The following is an 18211-nucleotide window of genomic DNA, read 5'->3' as shown; positions in this document are numbered from 1 at the left end:
GCCACTCCCACAGGGAGCCTGGCCCCACAAGCCTAGCCCACAGGAAGCCTAGCAATGTCCAAAGCGATCCGCATTCATGCCAATGGCGGCCCGGAAGTTCTGACCTATGAGGACGCTGATCCCGGCCAGCCGGGATCCGGGCAGATCCTGGTCCGGCACACCGCGATCGGCCTCAATTTCATCGATGTCTACCATCGCTCCGGTCTCTATCCGCCACCCGGCGGCTTCCCGCTCGTGCCAGGCAGCGAAGCCGCCGGCGTGGTGCTGGAGGTCGGCCATGGCGTCGACTGGCTGAATCCGGGCGATCGCATCGCCTATGCCGTGACGACGGGGGCTTACGCGCAAGAACGCGTCATCGATGCCAGCCGCGTCGTCAAGGTTCCGGATGGCATCAGCGACGAACAGGCCGCAGCGATGATGCTGAAGGGCATGACCGCGGAATATCTGCTGCGCCGGACGTTCAAGGTGAAGGCCGGCGACACGATCCTGTTCCATGCCGCTGCAGGCGGCGTCGGCCTGATCCTCGGCCAATGGGCAAAACATCTCGGCGCCACCGTCATCGGCACCGCCAGCTCGTCCGACAAGATCGAGCTCGCCAGGGCGCATGGTTTCGATCACGTCATCAACTACAAGGAACAGGATTTCGTCGCCGGCGTCGCCGCCATCACCGGCGGCAAGAAATGCGATGTCGTCTACGATTCGGTCGGCAACGACACGTTTCCGGCTTCGCTCGACTGCCTGCGGCCGCTCGGCATGTTCGTCAGCTTTGGCCAGTCCTCGGGACCTATACCGCCGTTCAGCATGTCGTTGCTGGCACAGAAGGGCTCGTTGTTCGCAACAAGGCCGACACTGTTCGTCTACAACGCAAAACGCGAGGACCTCGACGCTTCTGCTGCCGCCCTGTTCGAGGTCGTGCTCAGCGGCGCGGTCGAGATCCGGATCAACCAGCGCTACGCGCTGAAGGACGCCGGCAAGGCGCATTCCGACCTCGAGGGCCGCAGGACCACAGGGACGACCATTCTCATCCCTTAGTTCGTTCTGCCTTGCTATCCCTTGAATTTCCGCTGAAATTCTTGAAGCTCTTTCAAGACGTGTGCCGCTTTCCGATGAGAGCCGGCCGCGCCTACCATGCCTGCGGGAACACAGAACATGTCTGGCTAACCAGATGGGAGGCACTGTGAGTGCAAATCAGGACGGCACGAACCTGCTTGAGGTGCGTGGCCTCACCAAGATATTCGGCACGCTGACGGCGTGCGATCATATCGATCTCGACATCGCCAGGGGTGAGATCCACGCCTTGCTCGGCGAAAACGGCGCCGGCAAGTCGACGCTGGTCAAGATGCTTTTCGGCTCGCTGGAGCCCAATGCCGGCGAGATCTTCTGGAACGGTCAGGCCGTCAGGATTTCCAGCCCGGGCGTCGCGAAAAAGCTCGGCATCGGCATGGTGTTCCAGCATTTTTCGCTGTTCGAGGCGCTGACCGCGGCCGAAAACATCGCGCTGTCGCTGGACGACGGCTCGCCGATCAGCAGCATCGCTGCGAAGGCGAGGGCGCTTTCCTTCAGCTATGGCCTGCCGCTCGATCCTGAATCGCTGGTCGGCGACCTGTCGGTGGGCGAGCGCCAGCGCATCGAAATCATCCGCTGCCTGCTGCAGACGCCGCAGCTCATCATCCTGGACGAACCGACCTCGGTGTTGACGCCGCAGGAAGCCGACAAGCTGTTCGAGACGCTGGAGCGCCTGCGCTCGGAAGGCAAATCCATCCTCTACATCTCGCACCGGCTCGAAGAGGTCAAACGCATCTGCGACCGCGCCACCGTGCTGCGCCACGGCAAGGTGGTCGGCCATTGCAATCCGCGTGAGGAAACAGCCTCTTCGCTGGCGCGAATGATGGTCGGCAATGAGGTGCAGGCCGTGGTGCGCGCGCCGGTCGAGGGCATCGACAAGGCGCAGCCGCTGCTCGAAATCCGCAATCTCAGCCGCCAACCGGCGACGCCGTTCTCGATCCCGCTCAAGGGCATCAACCTGAACGTCCGCGCCGGCGAGGTGATCGGCATCGCCGGCGTCGCCGGCAATGGTCAGGGCGAGTTCTTCGAATCCGTTTCGGGCGAAGTGCTGCAGCAGGATGCCGCCTCGGTGCGCATTCGCGGCAAGGATTCGGGAAGCCTCACCATCACCGGACGGCGCCTGCTGGGCGCTGCCTTCGTGCCGGAGGAGCGCCTCGGCCACGGTGCCGCACCGCGCATGAAGCTTTCCGAAAACCTGCTGCTGTCGCGCCATGCCACCGACGGCAAGGCGTTCGTCGGTTCCGGCGGAATGGTCAAGAGCGCCGCCATCCAGGCCGCGTCCCAACGCATCATCGAGGCGATGGACGTGCGCAAGAGCGCGCCGGATCCGGAGGCCGCGGCTCTTTCGGGCGGCAATCTGCAGAAATTCATCGTCGGCCGCGAACTCGACCGCCGGCCAAGCGTCATGGTGGTGAACCAGCCGACCTGGGGCGTCGATGCGGGCGCTGCCGCCCACATCCGCCAGGCCTTGATCGAGTTGTCGCGCAGCGGATCAGCGGTGCTGGTGATCAGCCAGGATCTCGACGAGCTGTTCGAGATCTCGGATGCGATCGCGGTCATGCACAATGGCGAGTTGTCGAAGCCGATGCCGATCGCCGAAGCGACCTTCGAGAAGGTCGGCTTGCTGATGGGTGGCGCCGAACCCGGTCACGCCGAACACACGTTGGAGACGGCATGATGCGCCTCGAACTCGTCAAACGCCCGCAGCGCTCCATGCTGTTTTCGGCCCTGTCGCCGTTCATCGCTTTCGCGCTGACCATCATTGCCGGGGCCGTCATGTTCGCACTGCTCGGCGTCAATCCGCTGACTGCGTTCAACATCTATTTCATCGAGCCGATCAGCCAAATCTGGCAGTTGCATGAGCTGGCGATCAAGGCCGCGCCGCTCATCCTGATCGCTGTCGGCCTGTCGGTTTGCTACAAGGCCAACATCTGGAACATCGGCGCCGAAGGCCAGTTCATCCTCGGCGGCATCGTTGGCTCGATGCTTCCAGTACTGTTTCCGCAGTTCGAAGGCCCGCTGGTGCTGCCGTTGATGCTGTTGCTCGGCATGGTCGGAGGTGCGGCCTATGCGGCGATCCCGGCTCTGCTCAAGACGCGCTTCGGCACCAACGAGATCCTGACCAGCCTGATGCTGGTCTATGTCGCGCAACTTTTCCTTGACTGGCTGGTGCGCGGCCCCTGGCGCGATCCGCAGGGCCATGGCTTCCCGCAGACCATCCAGTTCAACGATTCGGCCGTGTTGCCGGAACTGATGCCGGATGCCGGACGGGCAAACTGGGGTTTTGTCTTCGCGCTGGTCGCCGCGGTGCTGGTCTGGATCCTGATGAGCCGCATGCTGAAAGGTTTCGAGGTGCGCGTGCTGGGCTCGAGCCCGCGGGCAGGACGCTTCGCCGGCTTCGGCCTCAACCGGATGGTGTTCTTTGCCTTCCTGCTGTCGGGCGCGCTGGCGGGACTTGCCGGCATCTCGGAGGTCTCGGGCGCCATCGGCCAGCTGCAGCCCGTCATTTCGCCCGGCTACGGCTTCACCGCCATCATCGTGGCGTTCCTCGGCCGTCTCAACCCGCTTGGCATCGTTGCCGCCGGACTGGTGCTGGCACTGACCTATCTCGGCGGCGAAGCAGTGCAGAGCGCGCTCGGCATCTCCGACAAGGTGGCGCGGGTGTTCCAGGGCATGCTTTTGTTCTTCGTGCTCGGCTGCGACACGCTCATCCACTACCGCATACGTCTGGTCGGCCTGGCGCTGACCAAACCGGAAGGCGTGGCCAAACTCGAAGCCGCACCGAAGCTGAAGGAAGCCCGTTGATGGACATCACCGTAAACATCCTTCTGACCATCGCCACCGCGGCAACGCCGCTGCTGATCGCGGCAATCGGTGAGCTGGTGGTCGAGCGCTCCGGCGTACTCAATCTCGGCGTCGAAGGCATGATGATCATGGGCGCCGTCGGCGGCTTCGGCGCAACCTATCTCACCGGATCACCCTGGATCGGCCTTTTGGCGGCCATTGCCATGGGCGCGGTGTTCTCGCTGCTGTTTGCCGTCATGACGCTGTCGCTGGCCACCAATCAGGTGGCGACCGGCCTGTCGCTGACGCTGCTCGGCCTTGGCCTGTCCGGCATGATGGGCACCAGCTTCGTCGGCCAGCCCGGCGAAAGGCTGCCCAACCTCGACATTCCCGGCCTGACGGAAATCCCTGTGGTCGGCAGGCTGCTGTTTGGCCAGGATCCGATCTTCTACATCTCGATCGCACTGACCGCCGCCGTCATGTGGTTCCTGTTCAAGACCCGCACCGGGCTGACGCTGCGTTCGATCGGCGACAGCCACACCTCGGCGCATGCGCTTGGCATCAAGGTCATCCGCTACCGATACCTCGCGGTCATCTTCGGCGGCGCCTGTGCCGGTCTCGCCGGCGGCCATCTCTCGCTGGTCTACACGCCGCAATGGGTGGAGAACATGAGCGCCGGCCGCGGCTGGATCGCGCTGGCGCTGGTGGTGTTCGCCTCCTGGCGGCCATGGCGGGTGCTGGCCGGCGCCTACATCTTCGGCGCGGTATGGATCGGCCAGCTTCATGCACAGGCTTTTGGCATTCCAGTGCCCTCACAGTTCCTTTCTTCGCTGCCCTATCTGGCAACCGTCGTGGTTCTCGTTCTAATCTCGCGCAACAAGCGTCTGACGATGATGAACACGCCGGCTTCCTTGGGGCAGCCATTCGTTCCGGATCGTTGACAACAAAAACAAACGGGAAGCTCCAAGGCTAACTCAGAGAGGTAACACGATGAAAAAACTGCTTATTGCCCTGATGACCACGACCGCCGCCATGTCGCTGGCAGCGACGGCCGAGGCCGCGGACAAGCTGAAGGCCTGCTGGGTCTACACCGGCCCGATCGGCGATTTCGGCTATTCCTACCAGCACGACCAGGGCCGTCTCGAAGTGGAGAAGGCGCTCGGCGACAAGGTCGAAACCGCCTATCTTGAAAACGTCTCGGAAGGCCCCGACGCCGACCGCGCTTTCGAGCGCCTGGCACGCGAAGGCTGCAAGATCATTTTCGGCACCTCCTTCGGCTTCATGGACCCAGAAGTGAAGGTCGCCAAGAAATTCCCGAAGGTGATGTTCGAGCACGCCACCGGCTACAAGACATCTGACAATCTCGGCATCTACAATGCGCGTTTCTATGAAGGCCGTTATGTGCTCGGCCAGATCGCCGCCAAGGAATCGAAGGCAGGCGTTGCCGGCTACATCGTTTCCTTCCCGATCCCCGAAGTGGTGATGGGCATCAACTCCTTCATGCTCGGCGCGCAGTCGATCAACCCGAACTTCAAGGCCAAGATCGTCTGGGTGAATTCCTGGTTCGATCCGGGCAAGGAAGCCGACGCCGCCAAGGCGCTGTTCGACCAGGGTGCCGACATTATTGTCCAGCACACCGATTCGACCGCTGCCCTGCAGGTGGCCGAGGAGCGCAAGCTGCACGGCTTCGGCCAGTCCTCCGACATGATCAAGTTCGCGCCGAACGCGCAGCTGACCTCGCTCACCGACGAATGGGGTCCCTATTACATCAGCCGGGTCCAGGCAGCCCTCGACGGCACCTGGAAGCCGGACAATGTCTGGCTTGGCATCAAGGACGGCGCGGTCAAGCTCGCCCCCTACACCAACATGCCCGACGACGTGAAGGCGATGGCGGAGGCCACCGAGAAGAAGATCGCCGGCGGCTGGAACCCCTTCACCGGGCCGATCGCCAAGCAAGACGGCACGCCGTGGCTGAAGGATGGCGAAGTCGCCGATGACGGCACGCTGCTCGGCATGAATTTTTATGTGAAGGGTGTCGACGACAAGCTGCCGCAGTAAGTAGCGCAAGAGATCGAAATGAGGAGGGCGCCGCGAGGCGCCCTTTTTCATTCGGCGGGCTGCGCTCCGGCTGAGACGCGACGAAATCGCGCCAGGCCAGCATCGACCGCGCGGCCGAGCCAAATCCTCAGCAGCCGCTGTGCGGGTCGTTCGCAGGCGCGCCAGATTGCCCACGAAACGAAAAGCATAAGTGCGCCGCAGCCAAAGGCGGCAAACCATTTGCCGATAAGGGGCGTTGCCGCATTGATGACGAGATAGCCGATGTCCTGGTGCAGCAAATAGAGCGGATAGGTCAGCCCGCCCAGCGCCAGGGTGAGCCCCGATGCCCTGATACGGCCGCGCAGCAGCACCGCACCGATCAAGGCCGCGTGCATGACGACGTTGGCGATGACCAGATTGGCCGACGAAACGGCAATGCCGTAGTGGCCAAGCATCCAGTGCTGCGTCACCGACAGCGTGCCGCAGGAGATCAGGAACGCGGCGGCAAGCAGCAGCATTGCAGGCAGTGAACGGCCATGCGCATGCAGGTGGTGGACCAGCACGCCGGCGGCGAAGAACGGTCCAAACTCGGTGATGAACAGCAGCCTGGCGGCGCCGCTGCCGATGAAGAACTCGTTCAAGGCCGAGATCGCCAGCCAGATCAAGATCAGCTCCAGCTTGCGTTTCTGAAACAGCCCGGTGAGCAGCGCCAGCGTCACCCAGCCGTAGAACACCAGCTCAAGAACGATCGACCAGTAGACGCCGTCCATGAAGGGCTGGCCGAACGCCGGCGCGAACATCGACAGATTGGCGGCATACTGAACGAAAGAGGCCGAAAGCAGCGGCGACCCGGCAAGGAAGACAATCGCGAAGGTGATCGTCATGCAGAGCAGGAAGCCCGGATAGAGGCGAACGAACCGCGCGACCGCAAACTGGTCCCAACTGCGGTTTTCCGCCGACCAGGCAATGACGAAACCGCTGATCAGGAAGAACAGATTGACGCCGAGATAGCCGTAGAGGGCGAACGGTGCCGCAAGCGGATAACCCTCAGCCAGAATGCCCTCGGCAGCCGCGCCGCGAAAGAAATAGTGGAAGAACACGACAGCCATCGCCGCGACCAGCCTGAGCAGGTCCAGCGTCGCAATGTAATTTTGTTCCGCAGGTCTGGTGTTCATCCGCATTTCCCGCATCTACGGTCGGCAAACCATAGAGCGGATCGCGGCTGAGCGGGTTAAGAGGCCTAGATTATCGCCAGATGTAGTAAATTTACGCGGAACGAGGCGTCAGACCGCCGAACCATAGAGGTCATAGGCGTCGGCACGGTCGATCTTGACGGTGACGATATCGCCTTGGCGCAGCGGACGACGCGACTGGATGTGCACCGAGCCATCGATCTCGGGCGCGTCGTATTTGGTGCGGCCCTTTGCCGATGTGCCATGCGCCTCGTCGATCAGCACCGGGAGGCGCTTGCCGACTTTTCTGGCCAGCTGTGTCGCCGAAATCTTCTGCTGACGCTGCATGAAGCGGTGCCAGCGCGCCTCCTTGATTTCCTGCGGGACCTGTTCGAGACCGAGATCGTTGGAGCGGGCGCCGCGGACCGGCTCGTATTTGAAGCAGCCGGCGCGGTCGATCTTGGCTTCATCGAGCCAGTCGAGCAGCATCTCGAAATCGTCATCCGTCTCGCCGGGGAAGCCGACGATGAAGGTCGAGCGGATGGCCAGATCCGGACAGACCTCGCGCCAGCCGCGAATGCGCTCGAGCGTCTTTTCGCCATGCGCGGGCCGGCGCATGTTTTTCAGCACCTGCGGCGAGGCATGCTGGAACGGGATATCCAGGTAAGGGAGGATCTTGCCCTCCGCCATCAGCGGGATGACGTCGGCGACATGCGGGTAGGGGTAGACATAGTGCATGCGCACCCAGATGCCGAGCTTGCCCAGTTCCTCCGAAAGATCGAGGAATTTTGCGCGCACTTCACGGTCGCCGAACATCGACGTCTGGTATTTGATGTCGATGCCGTAGGCGCTGGTGTCCTGCGAGATGACCAGAAGTTCCTTGACGCCAGCCTTGGCCAGTTTCTCAGCCTCACGCAGCACATCGGCCGCCGGCCGCGAGACGAGGTCGCCACGCAGTGCGGGAATGATGCAGAAGGTGCAGCGGTTGTTGCAGCCTTCGGAAATCTTGAGATAGGCGTAGTGACGCGGCGTCAGCTTGACACCCTGCGGCGGCAGGAGATCGATATAGGGATCGTGCGACGGCGGTGCGGCCTCATGCACCGCGGCCATCACGCTCTCATAGGCCTGCGGCCCGGTGATCGCCAGCACATTGGGGTGCTTTTCGCGAATGACGTCCGGCTCGGCGCCCAGGCAACCGGTGACGATCACTCGGCCGTTTTCCGAAAGCGCGGAACCGATGGCGTTGAGCGACTCGTCGCGGGCGGAATCGAGAAAACCGCAGGTGTTGACGACGACGAGGTCGGCGCCGTCATGCTTGCGCGCGATTTCGTAACCTTCGGCGCGCAGGCGCGTGATGATGCGCTCCGAATCCACGAGGGCCTTCGGGCATCCAAGACTGACAAAACTCACGCGGGGAGCGGACATAGAGGGTTTCCGGGCTTTTCAGGATTGCCGGCGCAGTACCACACTTATTGCGGCATTGGTATGGGCAGGCCCGCGATGCGGCAAAACGCACGGCGGTCTTGCTTCGACGGAGTGAAGACGCGGATGTCCGCCAGCTTCAGCCGACCACGTTGTTCACATGTGGCCAGACCTCCACCGCGCCGCGATAGACCATGTCCAGCGCGACATAGAGTATGATCAGCAGGCCGACATAGGCGATCCAGCGGTGGCGATGCAGCAGCTTGGCAATGAAGGTCGCAGCCAGCCCCATGAGCGCGATCGACAGCACAAGGCCGATGACCAGCACCGGAAAATGATCACGCGCCGCTCCAGCCACCGCCAGCACGTTGTCGAGCGACATCGACACATCGGCGACGACAATCTGCAAGGCAGCCTGGCCAAGGGTCTTGCGCTTCGACTTGCCGGCGACTGCTTGGTCACTGTTGAGGTCCGAATTCGACAGCGCCTCGGTCGCTTCCAGCTCATCGGCATGTGACGTGCGCAGCTCGCGGTACATTTTCCAGCAGACCCACAGCAGCAGGATGCCGCCGGCCAGCAGCAGGCCGACGATCGCCAGCAGCTTGACGGTAATTGCGGCAAAACCGATGCGCAGCACCGTTGCCGCAATCACGCCGATGAGGATCGCCTTCTTGCGTTGGTCAGCCGGCAGGCCGGCAGCGGCAAGGCCGATGACGATCGCATTGTCGCCGGCCAGCACGAGGTCGATGGCGATGACCTGGAGCAGGGCGGTCAGGCTGGCAGCGCTGAAAAAAATGTCCATCGACCGGAAGCCCTTGCTGATTTTGCCGAGTGTTCGTCGATTACCCAGAGGCCCTAACTTGGTGGTCCCTTGGCGTCAAGGGATCACGCGTGGCGCCATCACCGAAGCATCGCTACGTCAAGCCAGATCCAATGCTCGCGGCACTCGCCGACAGCCAGGCAAAACCATGGCCGATCGCCAATCAATCGTAGAGATTATACTTTGCCCAGTCGGCTTCCGGAATCTCGTCGCCGATCCGGTAGCGGAGTTGCAAGACTTCCATATGGTCCGGCCCGGTCTGGCACTTGAATTTCAGCCTGTACCACTGCCCCTTGCTGCGAAACGCAGCACCCGGGCTCTTGATTGCATCGGCGCCCATCTCGGGCGTGGCAAAGGCGTAGGCGACGACGCGATCGGCTTTGAACTTGCGATCGTCATGGGTGATGCGGTCGAGCACTTCGGCGTCGCAACGCTGTTCAAGGCGAGTTTGGGGATCGAGTTTCATCAGTCCGGCGCGCAATGCATTGTCCATTGCGCTGGCTGGAAAACTCAGTGTCACTGACGCCAAGGCGGTCATGCAGAGCTTCTTCATGGGCGGGACAAGCAACATATTTTGTCGGAGAAATCAACCGAGCGGACCGCCTCGGACGCTGCGGGAATCTTCAATCATATGGCTGCTGCGTTCAAAATTGCGTGTCGGGATTCGTCGTGCGATGCCTGCGGCCAACGGATCAAAGAGGCACGGCCGGCATCGGTAAGATCGTAGAGGCCGCGGTCGACGCGCGCGAACCAGCCATAGACATTGTGCTGCAGGATCTTGGGCGCGATCGGCGTCACCGCCTTCAGATCTCGCGGCCGCCTGGGGCCATCCACCATGGCGGCAGCGCAGGCGAGGGCGCTTTGGCGATAGGCGGTCATGATCGGATTGCGCGATCCTCCTCCGGCAACGGGATCGCCGCGACGGCGCTGGTGCTCATCGACCAGGCGGGAGCGCCGGCGGGCATTTTTGCGCGGCGCCAGCGCGATCGGGCTGAGAAGCACCTCGACCCGGTCCGTCGCGGTCACGCCAAGCAAGCCGAAGCCAAGCCGGCGGCAGAGATTGCGGAACCTGGCATCGCTTTCGCGTCCCTTGCCGCGAGCCGACATGCGCGCGGCCAGCCACACCTCGTCACAGGCCGCCGCACGATCGACACCTTGCAGCACCAGTTCGAGATTGAACTGCAGCTTCAACTCGCAGATGACGACAACCGGCGGCTCCCCCTCGCGCAACGCAACAACATCGCAGCCGTCGATCTCGCCTTTGACGACAAAGTCGAGGCTTTCGAGGAACCGCTTCACCGGCGCATAGAGTGAGGTCTCGTTCATGGCGCAAGGTTTAGCCGATTCGAGGCGAAAAGCCTTCCGGTGGTTCGGCGTCCTGCGGCTCGAAAGGGGACCGGTGTGGATACCGCAACGCCGGGCCAGCCGTCAGGCTTCGGCGTTCGGCACCGCCCGGTTCGGCAGCTTCCTGCGGCGCAGGAGCGGATAGCCGATCTGGCCGAAATAGGTGGAAGGGATCGGATCGTCGACGCCGTACTTGTCCGGCACCTTGTCACCGGTGGGATTGTAGGTGCCGAACAGCACGTCGAGGAAAGGCAACTGCCCGGCGAAGTTCTTGTCATAGGCTTCGCGCTGGTTGGCATGGTGCCAGCGATGGAACTGCGGGCTGGCGATCAGCCACTTCAAGGGGCCGAACGGAATCCGCACGTTTGAATGCACAAGCAGCGTATGTCCAAGGTAGAGAGTCGAAAAGACGGCGATCGACGCTTCCGAGAAGCCGAGGAAAAAGATCGGCGTCAGCGATATTGCCTTTGTGACGATGGCGTCGACGGGATGATTGTGGAAGGCCCCGAGCCAGTCGAGTTCCTCAATGCCGTGGTGAACGGCATGGAACTTCCAAAGCGCCGGGATTTTGTGAAAGGCCCGATGTGTCCAGTAGACGCCGACATCGGTGATCACGATGATTTCGGCAACCTGCAGCCAGACGGGCTGGCCGCTGACGGCATGCGTTATCGCTTGCGGGACCAGGAGTGCAGCGGCACCGAGCGCGCCTGCCGCCATCATGACGATGGCCAGCTTTATGATGAAGCCGTTGAACAGCAGATAAATCAGATCGACAGCGAAGCCCTTGCGAAAGATCTTCTGCGGCCGCTCGGCAAACAGATGTTCGAACGGAATGAAGATCAGGGCGCAGATCAGAAGTGCCTTGATGCCAAAGATATCCATCGATTCGCCTCAGCGCGCAGTCCGCGCCTCTGAGAGGAACCACATCTCCCTTTCCAAAGGCTAAAGGCTCTACCTTTTGCGCAAGTGGCGGCGGCAAACGCGGATTGTGAATGGAACGCGGGTGGACGAGGAGACGCGAATGCGGGCTCGTCCTGCGGCGTGTGGCCCATCCCCCAACTAGAACCTGACCGCGAGATTGGCTTTCACGCTCTGGTCTGCGGCGCGACTGCCGAATTGTCCCCCATAGGTGAGGCCGAGCGTGGCATTGTGTGCGATGGCGATGTCGAACCCGACATCGAGTATCAGCCCGTCCTTGGCGATCGGCACGCCCGCGACGGTGAATGATGCGCCGCCGGCGAATGCGAAGCGCGACAGCGGTACGGTCTCGCCGAAGGCATGGCGCCAGCCGAGCGTGCCGCGAACCGTCGCCGCCATCTCGCCGACGGTGAACTCGCCTGAGGCATGTAGGCCGAGCGTGGTGAAGATCGCATCGGTGATTGCCGAAGCGCTTGTCAGCGTCGCCGCGCCGCCTGTCTCGGTGAAGCCGTCAGTCCGGAGGTTCACATAGGCGAGATTGGCGAAGGGCTCAAAGCCTAAATTTCCAGCATGGATACCATAGCCCAGTTCGCCGAACACCTGCGCCGTTCCGGCGCGATAATCTGCCTTGAGGCTGTCATTGAAACCGGGGAAAGTGACGGAGCGGCTCGTCGCGATGTCGTGCCAAGTATAGGATGTACCGGTGCGCAAGCCGAGCGTGCCGCCCCCAACATCCCAAGTGGTGCCGCCATAGAGGCCGAGATGATAGTTGTCGCTCGAGCCCGACGAGGCGCGGTCTTTCACATCGAGGTTGGTGCGGCTGTATCCCGCCATGATACCCAATCGCCAGGTGTCGAAAATGGCGGCGTCACCGCCGGCCAGGAAACCGCCAGTCGAGCGGTCAACGCGGGCAGCATTGCCGTCGCTGCCAGTATGGCCCCATGAACCAAAGCCCTGACTCCAGAGGGCGAAGCGATCGGTGTCCGACGCCACTGCAGCGGTCGTATTGGGATCGAGCGAGACATAGGCGCCCGCAGCACCGCCATAGGTCTGATCGGCGTAGGCCATGACCGGAGCGGCCGATGCACCGACGATACCGAAAGCGGCCCGGATGCGGTTCGTCGCCGCGTCGCGCAGAAGACGGCTATCTTCGATGAGGGAAGTCTGCGCCGAGGGATACACCTCGCCCGAGAGCTGGTCGAAGGCATCACGTGCCTGCACGTCGGTCGCGAGGTTGAGGATGACGTTGTACAGGGATCCGGATGTCGGCAGGCTCTCGAGCCCCCCAGCGGTTGCGATCTGATTGCGGGTCAAGGCTGCGTCGGTGAAGTTGCGGTATTTCAGGATGTCGAGATAGGCGTTGTTGGTGTCATAGGTATCGACAAGCCTGAGGAAGGCGGTGTTGAGAACTCCAGTCAAGGCAGCGAACTGCCCGGTCAGCCCGGCATCGGCGGTCAACACCGTATAGCGGGTGCCCGGCACCGCAATGCCGCCCGCGGCGTTCACGGTCAGCGTCGCGCCAGTGATCGTCGCGGTGCCGGAGGTGCTGAACCTGTCGGCCTGGCCGGCCGTGTTGATATCGATCGCCATGATGCTGCCAGTCGCGAAAGCGGCATTGCCGCCGGTTTGCCGGATCACATCGCCGGCGCCAGCGTCGGCCATTGTCAAGGTGCCTTGATTGGTGAACTGAAACAGATTGGTCCATTGCGTCGTCTCCGCGACGCCGGCGGAGTTTCCACCGACGGCGGTCCCGTCGTTGACCAGCCTGCTGGCGCCACCGCCGAAATCACTGGTTCCACCGGCGCCGTTCCAGTTCCCGTCGTTGGCGAACAGTGTCGCGCCGCCGGCAAACTGCGCTGTACCGACGATCGAACCGGCGTTTGTGAGCGCCATCGTCGCGGCATTGGTCTCGATCGCCGCATCGCTGGACAGTCCGGAAAGACTACGGATCGCGCCCGACGAGGCGACGTTGATGGCGCCCGTCCCACCAGTCAAAGTCAGGCCACGCGTCGCGCCCGTCACCGTGCCGGCGACTTGCACATCCACTACGCCGTTGCCCGTCGCGACGATGCCCTCGGCCGACGTTCCGGTCACCGCGCCATTGGCGATCACCGTGATCGCGCCCGTGCCAAGATTGGTTGCCTGGATACCTGTCGTACCCGAGACATTGCCATTCGTCGTCACATTGATCGTGCCAGCGCCCACCGGATTGTCCTGGAGCGCGAAGATCGCCGTAGCCGCAGTTGCGTTCACAGCACCCGTTATCACCGCGACATTGCCGGCCGAGCTTTCAGCGTCGATACCTCGACCAGTCGTCGCGGTGATCGGACCAACCGCCTTCACGGTCACCGAACCTGTACCGACAGTCCCTGCGACAATCCCGCTGCTCGCGTCGATCGCGCCGTTCGCCGTGACATCGACGTTGCCGCTTCCCGAGGAAAGGCCAGCGAAGATACCGGGGCCGCCCGCCTTCACATCGCCGTTCGCCACGATCGTCACATTGGCCGTCGCCGACAGCGTCTCAACGTCGATGCCGATCCTGCCGGCAGCCAGCGCCGTCACCGCGCCCGTCGTGACGCCGATGTTGCCGCCCGTCGCCGTGTCGCGCACCACGATGCCGCCGCCACTCGTCGAGCTGCTGGCGCCGGATATATCGACCGTGACCGTGCCCGGGCCATAGTTCTGAATATTCACCGCATCGTCGCTGCCGCCGACGAAGCCGCCCGCGCCCGTCACCGAGAGATTACCCGTGCCGCCGCCGCCACCAATCAAGGTCAGGCCGGAACGCGCGCCCATCACCGTGCCGGCGACCTGCACGTCCACCGCGCCACCACCGTTCGCGACGATGCCGTCAAAGGATGTGCCGGTCACCGCACCATTGGCGATCACGCTGATCATGCCCGTGCCGGAGTTACCTGCGAGGATGCCTGCAGTGCCCGAGACGTTGCCGTTGGTCGTCACATCGATTGTGCCTGTGCCTGTGCCGGTCCCTATTGCATAGACCGCCTGACCGCCCGTCGAGGTCACCGCACCCGTTGTTATCGAGACATCGCCCCGGCCCTGAGCGAAGACGCCAAGGCCCGACGCCATTGTCGCGGTGACCGGTCCCATCGCCTTCACCGTCGTCGAGCCGTTGCCCAAGTTCTGCGCGATAATGCCGTTGCCTGCGTCGATGGCGCCGTTCGCCGTGATATCGATGTTGCCAGTTCCTGTGGAGGAAACTCGACCCAAGATACCGGTATTGCCCGCCGTCACATCGCCGTTCGCCACGGTCGTGAGATTGCCTGCCGTCGAAGACGACTGGACGTCGATACCGAACATGCCAGCAGCCAGCGCCGTCACCGCGCCCGTGGTGACATCGATGGAGCCACTCGCCGCCGTGTTACGCACCACAATGCCTGAGCCGGCAGCCGCCGTGATATCGCCGGTGGCATCGACATCGATCGAGCCCAGGCCATTCTGCTTTATTGCGAAGGCATCGCCACTGCCGTTATTGGTGATCGCGCCGCTGCCTGTGTACGTGATCAGGTTGGAGGCGGCATCGATATTGAGTGCCGCGGTCCCGCCGGCTGTTGGCGTGTTGCCCGCATCGACACTGATCGTGCCGTTGTTGACGACCATGACGGCGCCATTGCCGGTATTCTCGATCGCGAGGCCAAATCCGCTGACCGTCGCCCCGGCATCGATCGCGAGGTGGGCCGTAAACGGTGAAGAAAATGAATAGCCCCGGTCGTTGGGAGGAGCAGCCGGATTGACGGCATTGACCGTGGAGGTGGTGCCGCACTGCACATCAGTTCCCAGAGTGACCGTACATGCCGCCTGCGCCTGCGGGGAAAAGAAAACAGCCGAGCCGGCGAAACCGGCCATGCCGATTGCGAAACGCAGTGCCGAGCGACTGGCCTGCGAGAGGAGTTGCGCGCGCAAGGAAACGAGTGGGTAGGCTTTGTCTGCCGAAAAACCGTAGAGTCTCATGATAGGCCCGCCCCATCGTCCAATAAATGCAATCTGCCGTCATCAGAACAGCCCAAGCAAAGCAATGCTTCGAGCAAATCAGTGCTTCAGATTCGCAATAACGGATGATGGGTGGGCGATATATATATCAAATGCCATAGACCGGCCAAAGAGTGGCGCACTGTCGCTGGCTCGCCACAGTCGCAACGCCCTGCACTCGAAGAACCTTAATGTGCTATTGCAGCTTGTTAGGGCAGAAGACGAAATGCATTCAGCAGCGCAATGAGCTGACTCTGCCTCTGCGTATCTGTCTTGCGAAAAATCTTGTCCAGATGAACGCGTGCGGTGCCGTAGGCCATGTTTTCCCTGATCGCTATTTCCTTCAAGGACAATCCGCTTGCGAGCGCGAGCGCGACGGAAGCTTCTTTCCCTGTCAGCCCAAAGGTTTTTCGCAGTTGATCGGCTAAGCTCGTCGACAGGGCCAAACGTGATTCGCGCGCCAGCACCACCGCGCAAGGTCCAGCCGACAGGCCGAACATCTCGCCGTCGGGCAACAATCCAATCGACAATACCAGTTGGTCGCCGCGCTCCGACCGCAAGATCAAATCGGCAGCCGAAATGGGAAACTCGCTCTCGTCCACCCGGCAGACTCGTGCGACCGCACGTTGCAGCATTTGGGTTTGCGTGGAATCGGAGGTGGCCAGATGGCCACCGTTCGCCGTCAGCAGAGTGATCGGCTGTACCAAAAGTCTTTGCGCGGCGTCATTCATGTCAAGGATGCGCAGGCGCGGATCGACGATAAAGCCGGCGAAGGGCAGGTGGCCGAGCAGCGATCGGAGCACAGGTCGCGCCTCGAAATGTCGGCCCAAACCCGCAGCGCGCTGCAGATGAGGCGTGATCAGGGCGAGCATCGCACGATCATCGGCGTCGAACGCCGGCTGCCCTCGGCCTCGCTGCACGTCGAAAAACCAGTAGTTCTTTTCCGACGCGCGCAGATTGCAGAACATGCCGTCATACATGTCCTGCGGCATCATCCATTCGTTCCAGACGGAGGTGCGTTCAATACGGTGCCGCCCAATCAACTGGGTGTCGCTAAAAACCCGGCCAAGCGGCGCGGCCACACGCGGCGCAAAGAGTTCGTTGGTCGCGAAATGGTCAAGGAAAATCCTGTCCCAATAGGGGTCGCGGCTCGGTGAGACGCAAAAGCTATCCTCGACATTGGCCCAGTCGATGCCCGAGAAACAGGCTCTGGAGCCATGAAACATGGCTTGCAACTGAAGGACCACGTCAAGCCAAATCGATTGATCGTAGGCGGCCTCATATATGCGACCGATCACTACCGACAGGCGCTCGTGAGAGATCGAATATCCCATAAGCCTTGCGAAATATACAACCAGAATGAAGTGTTAGCATACCTCTGATTGCGGTCGATGCAAGGGATAGAACGTCGAATGAGCAGGGGGGTTACCAGTGCTGACGCCCAAGGTCAGGAGAAAGCAGACATGATGTTTGACGCTTCACCCTTACGTCCACGGAGGCGGAAATCGGCGTACTCAGTTCTGTATGCTCTGTATGCCCTTCTCGATCGAATGGCGGAGGAAGTGGGATTCGAACCCACGGTGAGCTTGCACCCACGCCGGTTTTCAAGACCGGTGCCTTAAACCGCTCGGCCATTCCTCCATCGTGGTTTTTCAACCATTTGGGCAGCGCGGGGCCAACTCGTTTGGCCTGTGGCACCGGATTGGCACCGAAGGCGCTCCCGGCTGGTTCACGCCTCATTCCTGTAAAGCGGCATTGAGGGCTGCGTCAACCACCACTGTGTCGGTTCCTGCCGTCCTGGCAGGCTCTGAGTTTGTCGGAATCGAGCACCGGAACTCGCTATCCCATTGGTGCATGATGAAGAAGGAGCCCGCCGACTGGCGAATCCCTACGGGTCAGCCTCTTGGGACAGCTGCGGTATCCCGCAGATTTAACTTTCGCCAAGGGAACAGCTACTGGTGAGGAAGGCCGAAGCTGCAAATCGGCTCCGGCCTGTACGGTCCTCAGTCTTTGCAATTTTCGTCCGCCTTTGCCGCCGCGGCCTTATCACCGTGCTGCTGCGCCTCGATATCCTGCTGCGAGGTTGCAAGGTTTTTGTCGCCCCCGCCTTCAGCGCCCGCCAATGGCATCGTGGTGCCATCCTTGGCGGCTGGCTTGTTCGCGTTGCCCATGGCCTTCGGAGTCTCTAAAGGCGCGTGGGTTCCATCTTTCGAAATACCGGCGGTCTGTCCGGCATCGGTCCCGGTGTTCGAAGCTGACTTGTCCGGACATGCGGCGATCGCAGACCCGGCAGAAAGCGACATCGCGATCGCGACCATCAATGAAGTCATTTTCATCATGCTCGTCCTTCTGTTCGAGTGCCCTGCGGATGAAACTAGCGGCGCATTTCTTTGTTCCGGCGGTCGGTCCGCTGCCCGACAAAGCCCGGTCAACCGGCAGACACGGCGGGCAGGAGCGAAGCCAGGCTTTCTGTGGCAGAGGGCATCACATCTCTCGCGTGGAAGCACGAAAACCGTTACTTTTCAGAGAGCTCTTACGGTGGAGACGCCACAATCTTGCCCGGTTGCGGCCACAATCGGTTAATACCGTGATAAGCAATTCCTGCGCACAAAGGATCGGGGTTTTAAGCGTCGTTGGTATTGTCGGGTGAGTGTTTTGG

14 protein-coding genes and 1 tRNA gene are annotated in these 18211 nt (G+C 62.0%); 5 read left to right on the top strand and 10 right to left on the bottom strand.

Features of this window, described 5'->3' with window-relative positions; translation table 11 throughout:
• Positions 1-54 precede the first annotated feature (54 nt).
• From EOC83_RS05920 to EOC83_RS05900, 5 genes are all read left to right on the top strand, one after another.
• On the top strand, positions 55-1032 hold the full coding sequence (locus tag EOC83_RS05920) for a quinone oxidoreductase (protein ID WP_063168005.1): 978 nt from the start codon (positions 55-57) through the stop codon (positions 1030-1032).
• 133 nt (positions 1033-1165) lie between these two features.
• On the top strand, positions 1166-2743 hold the full coding sequence (locus EOC83_RS05915; protein ID WP_063168006.1) for an ABC transporter ATP-binding protein: 1578 nt from the start codon (positions 1166-1168) through the stop codon (positions 2741-2743).
• Positions 2740-3870: an ABC transporter permease gene (locus EOC83_RS05910; protein ID WP_013531649.1), complete on the top strand. Its 1131-nt coding sequence runs from the start codon at positions 2740-2742 to the stop codon at positions 3868-3870. The genes EOC83_RS05915 and EOC83_RS05910 overlap by 4 nt, the downstream gene beginning before the upstream one ends.
• Positions 3870-4790 carry an ABC transporter permease gene (locus tag EOC83_RS05905; protein ID WP_024503273.1) on the top strand — a complete coding sequence of 307 codons (921 nt, stop codon included), beginning with the start codon at positions 3870-3872 and terminating at the stop codon, positions 4788-4790. The genes EOC83_RS05910 and EOC83_RS05905 overlap by 1 nt, the downstream gene beginning before the upstream one ends.
• Positions 4791-4839: 49 nt before the next feature.
• Positions 4840-5907: a BMP family ABC transporter substrate-binding protein gene (locus EOC83_RS05900; RefSeq protein ID WP_013531647.1), complete on the top strand. Its 1068-nt coding sequence runs from the start codon at positions 4840-4842 to the stop codon at positions 5905-5907.
• Positions 5908-5954: 47 nt separating this feature from the next.
• Here EOC83_RS05900 and EOC83_RS05895 read toward each other — a convergent pair whose 3' ends face one another.
• The 10 genes from EOC83_RS05895 to EOC83_RS05850 all read right to left on the bottom strand — a co-directional run bounded on the left by EOC83_RS05895 (position 5955) and on the right by EOC83_RS05850 (position 17891).
• A complete protein-coding gene (locus EOC83_RS05895) occupies positions 5955-7061 on the bottom strand; it encodes an acyltransferase (RefSeq protein ID WP_063168007.1) in 1107 nt (368 codons plus the stop codon).
• 108 nt (positions 7062-7169) lie between these two features.
• A complete protein-coding gene (gene rimO / locus EOC83_RS05890) occupies positions 7170-8483 on the bottom strand; it encodes a 30S ribosomal protein S12 methylthiotransferase RimO (protein WP_013531645.1) in 1314 nt (437 codons plus the stop codon).
• 136 nt (positions 8484-8619) lie between these two features.
• Positions 8620-9282: a TerC family protein gene (locus tag EOC83_RS05885; protein ID WP_013531644.1), complete on the bottom strand. Its 663-nt coding sequence runs from the start codon at positions 9280-9282 to the stop codon at positions 8620-8622.
• A gap of 181 nt (positions 9283-9463) precedes the next feature.
• A complete protein-coding gene (locus tag EOC83_RS05880) occupies positions 9464-9871 on the bottom strand; it encodes a DUF930 domain-containing protein (protein WP_032808257.1) in 408 nt (135 codons plus the stop codon).
• Between the two features lie 56 nt (positions 9872-9927).
• Entirely contained in the window at positions 9928-10626 is a 699-nt protein-coding gene (locus tag EOC83_RS05875; protein ID WP_063168008.1) for a DUF2161 domain-containing phosphodiesterase, read from the bottom strand.
• 102 nt (positions 10627-10728) lie between these two features.
• On the bottom strand, positions 10729-11526 hold the full coding sequence (locus tag EOC83_RS05870; RefSeq protein WP_063168009.1) for a sterol desaturase family protein: 798 nt from the start codon (positions 11524-11526) through the stop codon (positions 10729-10731).
• 177 nt (positions 11527-11703) lie between these two features.
• A complete protein-coding gene (locus tag EOC83_RS05865; RefSeq protein ID WP_063168010.1) occupies positions 11704-15534 on the bottom strand; it encodes an autotransporter domain-containing protein in 3831 nt (1276 codons plus the stop codon).
• 227 nt (positions 15535-15761) lie between these two features.
• Positions 15762-16886 (bottom strand): helix-turn-helix transcriptional regulator, encoded by a 1125-nt coding sequence (locus tag EOC83_RS05860; protein WP_063168011.1) that lies wholly within the window; start codon positions 16884-16886, stop codon positions 15762-15764.
• Positions 16887-17103: 217 nt separating this feature from the next.
• Positions 17104-17193: transfer RNA gene (locus EOC83_RS05855), tRNA-Ser, on the bottom strand.
• 362 nt (positions 17194-17555) lie between these two features.
• Positions 17556-17891: a hypothetical protein gene (locus EOC83_RS05850; RefSeq protein WP_013531580.1), complete on the bottom strand. Its 336-nt coding sequence runs from the start codon at positions 17889-17891 to the stop codon at positions 17556-17558.
• Positions 17892-18211 lie beyond the last annotated feature (320 nt).

Origin of the sequence: Mesorhizobium sp. Primo-A (assembly GCF_003997175.1) — a bacterium.
GTDB lineage: Bacteria > Pseudomonadota > Alphaproteobacteria > Rhizobiales > Rhizobiaceae > Mesorhizobium > Mesorhizobium ciceri.
The sequence above is the reverse complement of the archived record's forward strand: the minus strand, read 5'-3'. Positions and strand labels throughout refer to the sequence as shown.

Coding starts and splice junctions, on each gene's coding strand:
- EOC83_RS05910 (WP_013531649.1), top strand. CDS start 2,740: ATGATGCGCCTCGAACTCGTCAAACGCCCGCAGCGCTCCATGCTGTTT.
- EOC83_RS05870 (WP_063168009.1), bottom strand. CDS start 11,526: ATGGATATCTTTGGCATCAAGGCACTTCTGATCTGCGCCCTGATCTTC.
- EOC83_RS05880 (WP_032808257.1), bottom strand. CDS start 9,871: ATGTTGCTTGTCCCGCCCATGAAGAAGCTCTGCATGACCGCCTTGGCG.
- EOC83_RS05915 (WP_063168006.1), top strand. CDS start 1,166: ATGGGAGGCACTGTGAGTGCAAATCAGGACGGCACGAACCTGCTTGAG.
- EOC83_RS05885 (WP_013531644.1), bottom strand. CDS start 9,282: ATGGACATTTTTTTCAGCGCTGCCAGCCTGACCGCCCTGCTCCAGGTC.
- EOC83_RS05895 (WP_063168007.1), bottom strand. CDS start 7,061: ATGAACACCAGACCTGCGGAACAAAATTACATTGCGACGCTGGACCTG.
- EOC83_RS05865 (WP_063168010.1), bottom strand. CDS start 15,534: ATGAGACTCTACGGTTTTTCGGCAGACAAAGCCTACCCACTCGTTTCC.
- rimO (WP_013531645.1), bottom strand. CDS start 8,483: ATGTCCGCTCCCCGCGTGAGTTTTGTCAGTCTTGGATGCCCGAAGGCC.
- EOC83_RS05920 (WP_063168005.1), top strand. CDS start 55: ATGTCCAAAGCGATCCGCATTCATGCCAATGGCGGCCCGGAAGTTCTG.
- EOC83_RS05850 (WP_013531580.1), bottom strand. CDS start 17,891: ATGATGAAAATGACTTCATTGATGGTCGCGATCGCGATGTCGCTTTCT.
- EOC83_RS05860 (WP_063168011.1), bottom strand. CDS start 16,886: ATGGGATATTCGATCTCTCACGAGCGCCTGTCGGTAGTGATCGGTCGC.
- EOC83_RS05905 (WP_024503273.1), top strand. CDS start 3,870: ATGGACATCACCGTAAACATCCTTCTGACCATCGCCACCGCGGCAACG.
- EOC83_RS05875 (WP_063168008.1), bottom strand. CDS start 10,626: ATGAACGAGACCTCACTCTATGCGCCGGTGAAGCGGTTCCTCGAAAGC.
- EOC83_RS05900 (WP_013531647.1), top strand. CDS start 4,840: ATGAAAAAACTGCTTATTGCCCTGATGACCACGACCGCCGCCATGTCG.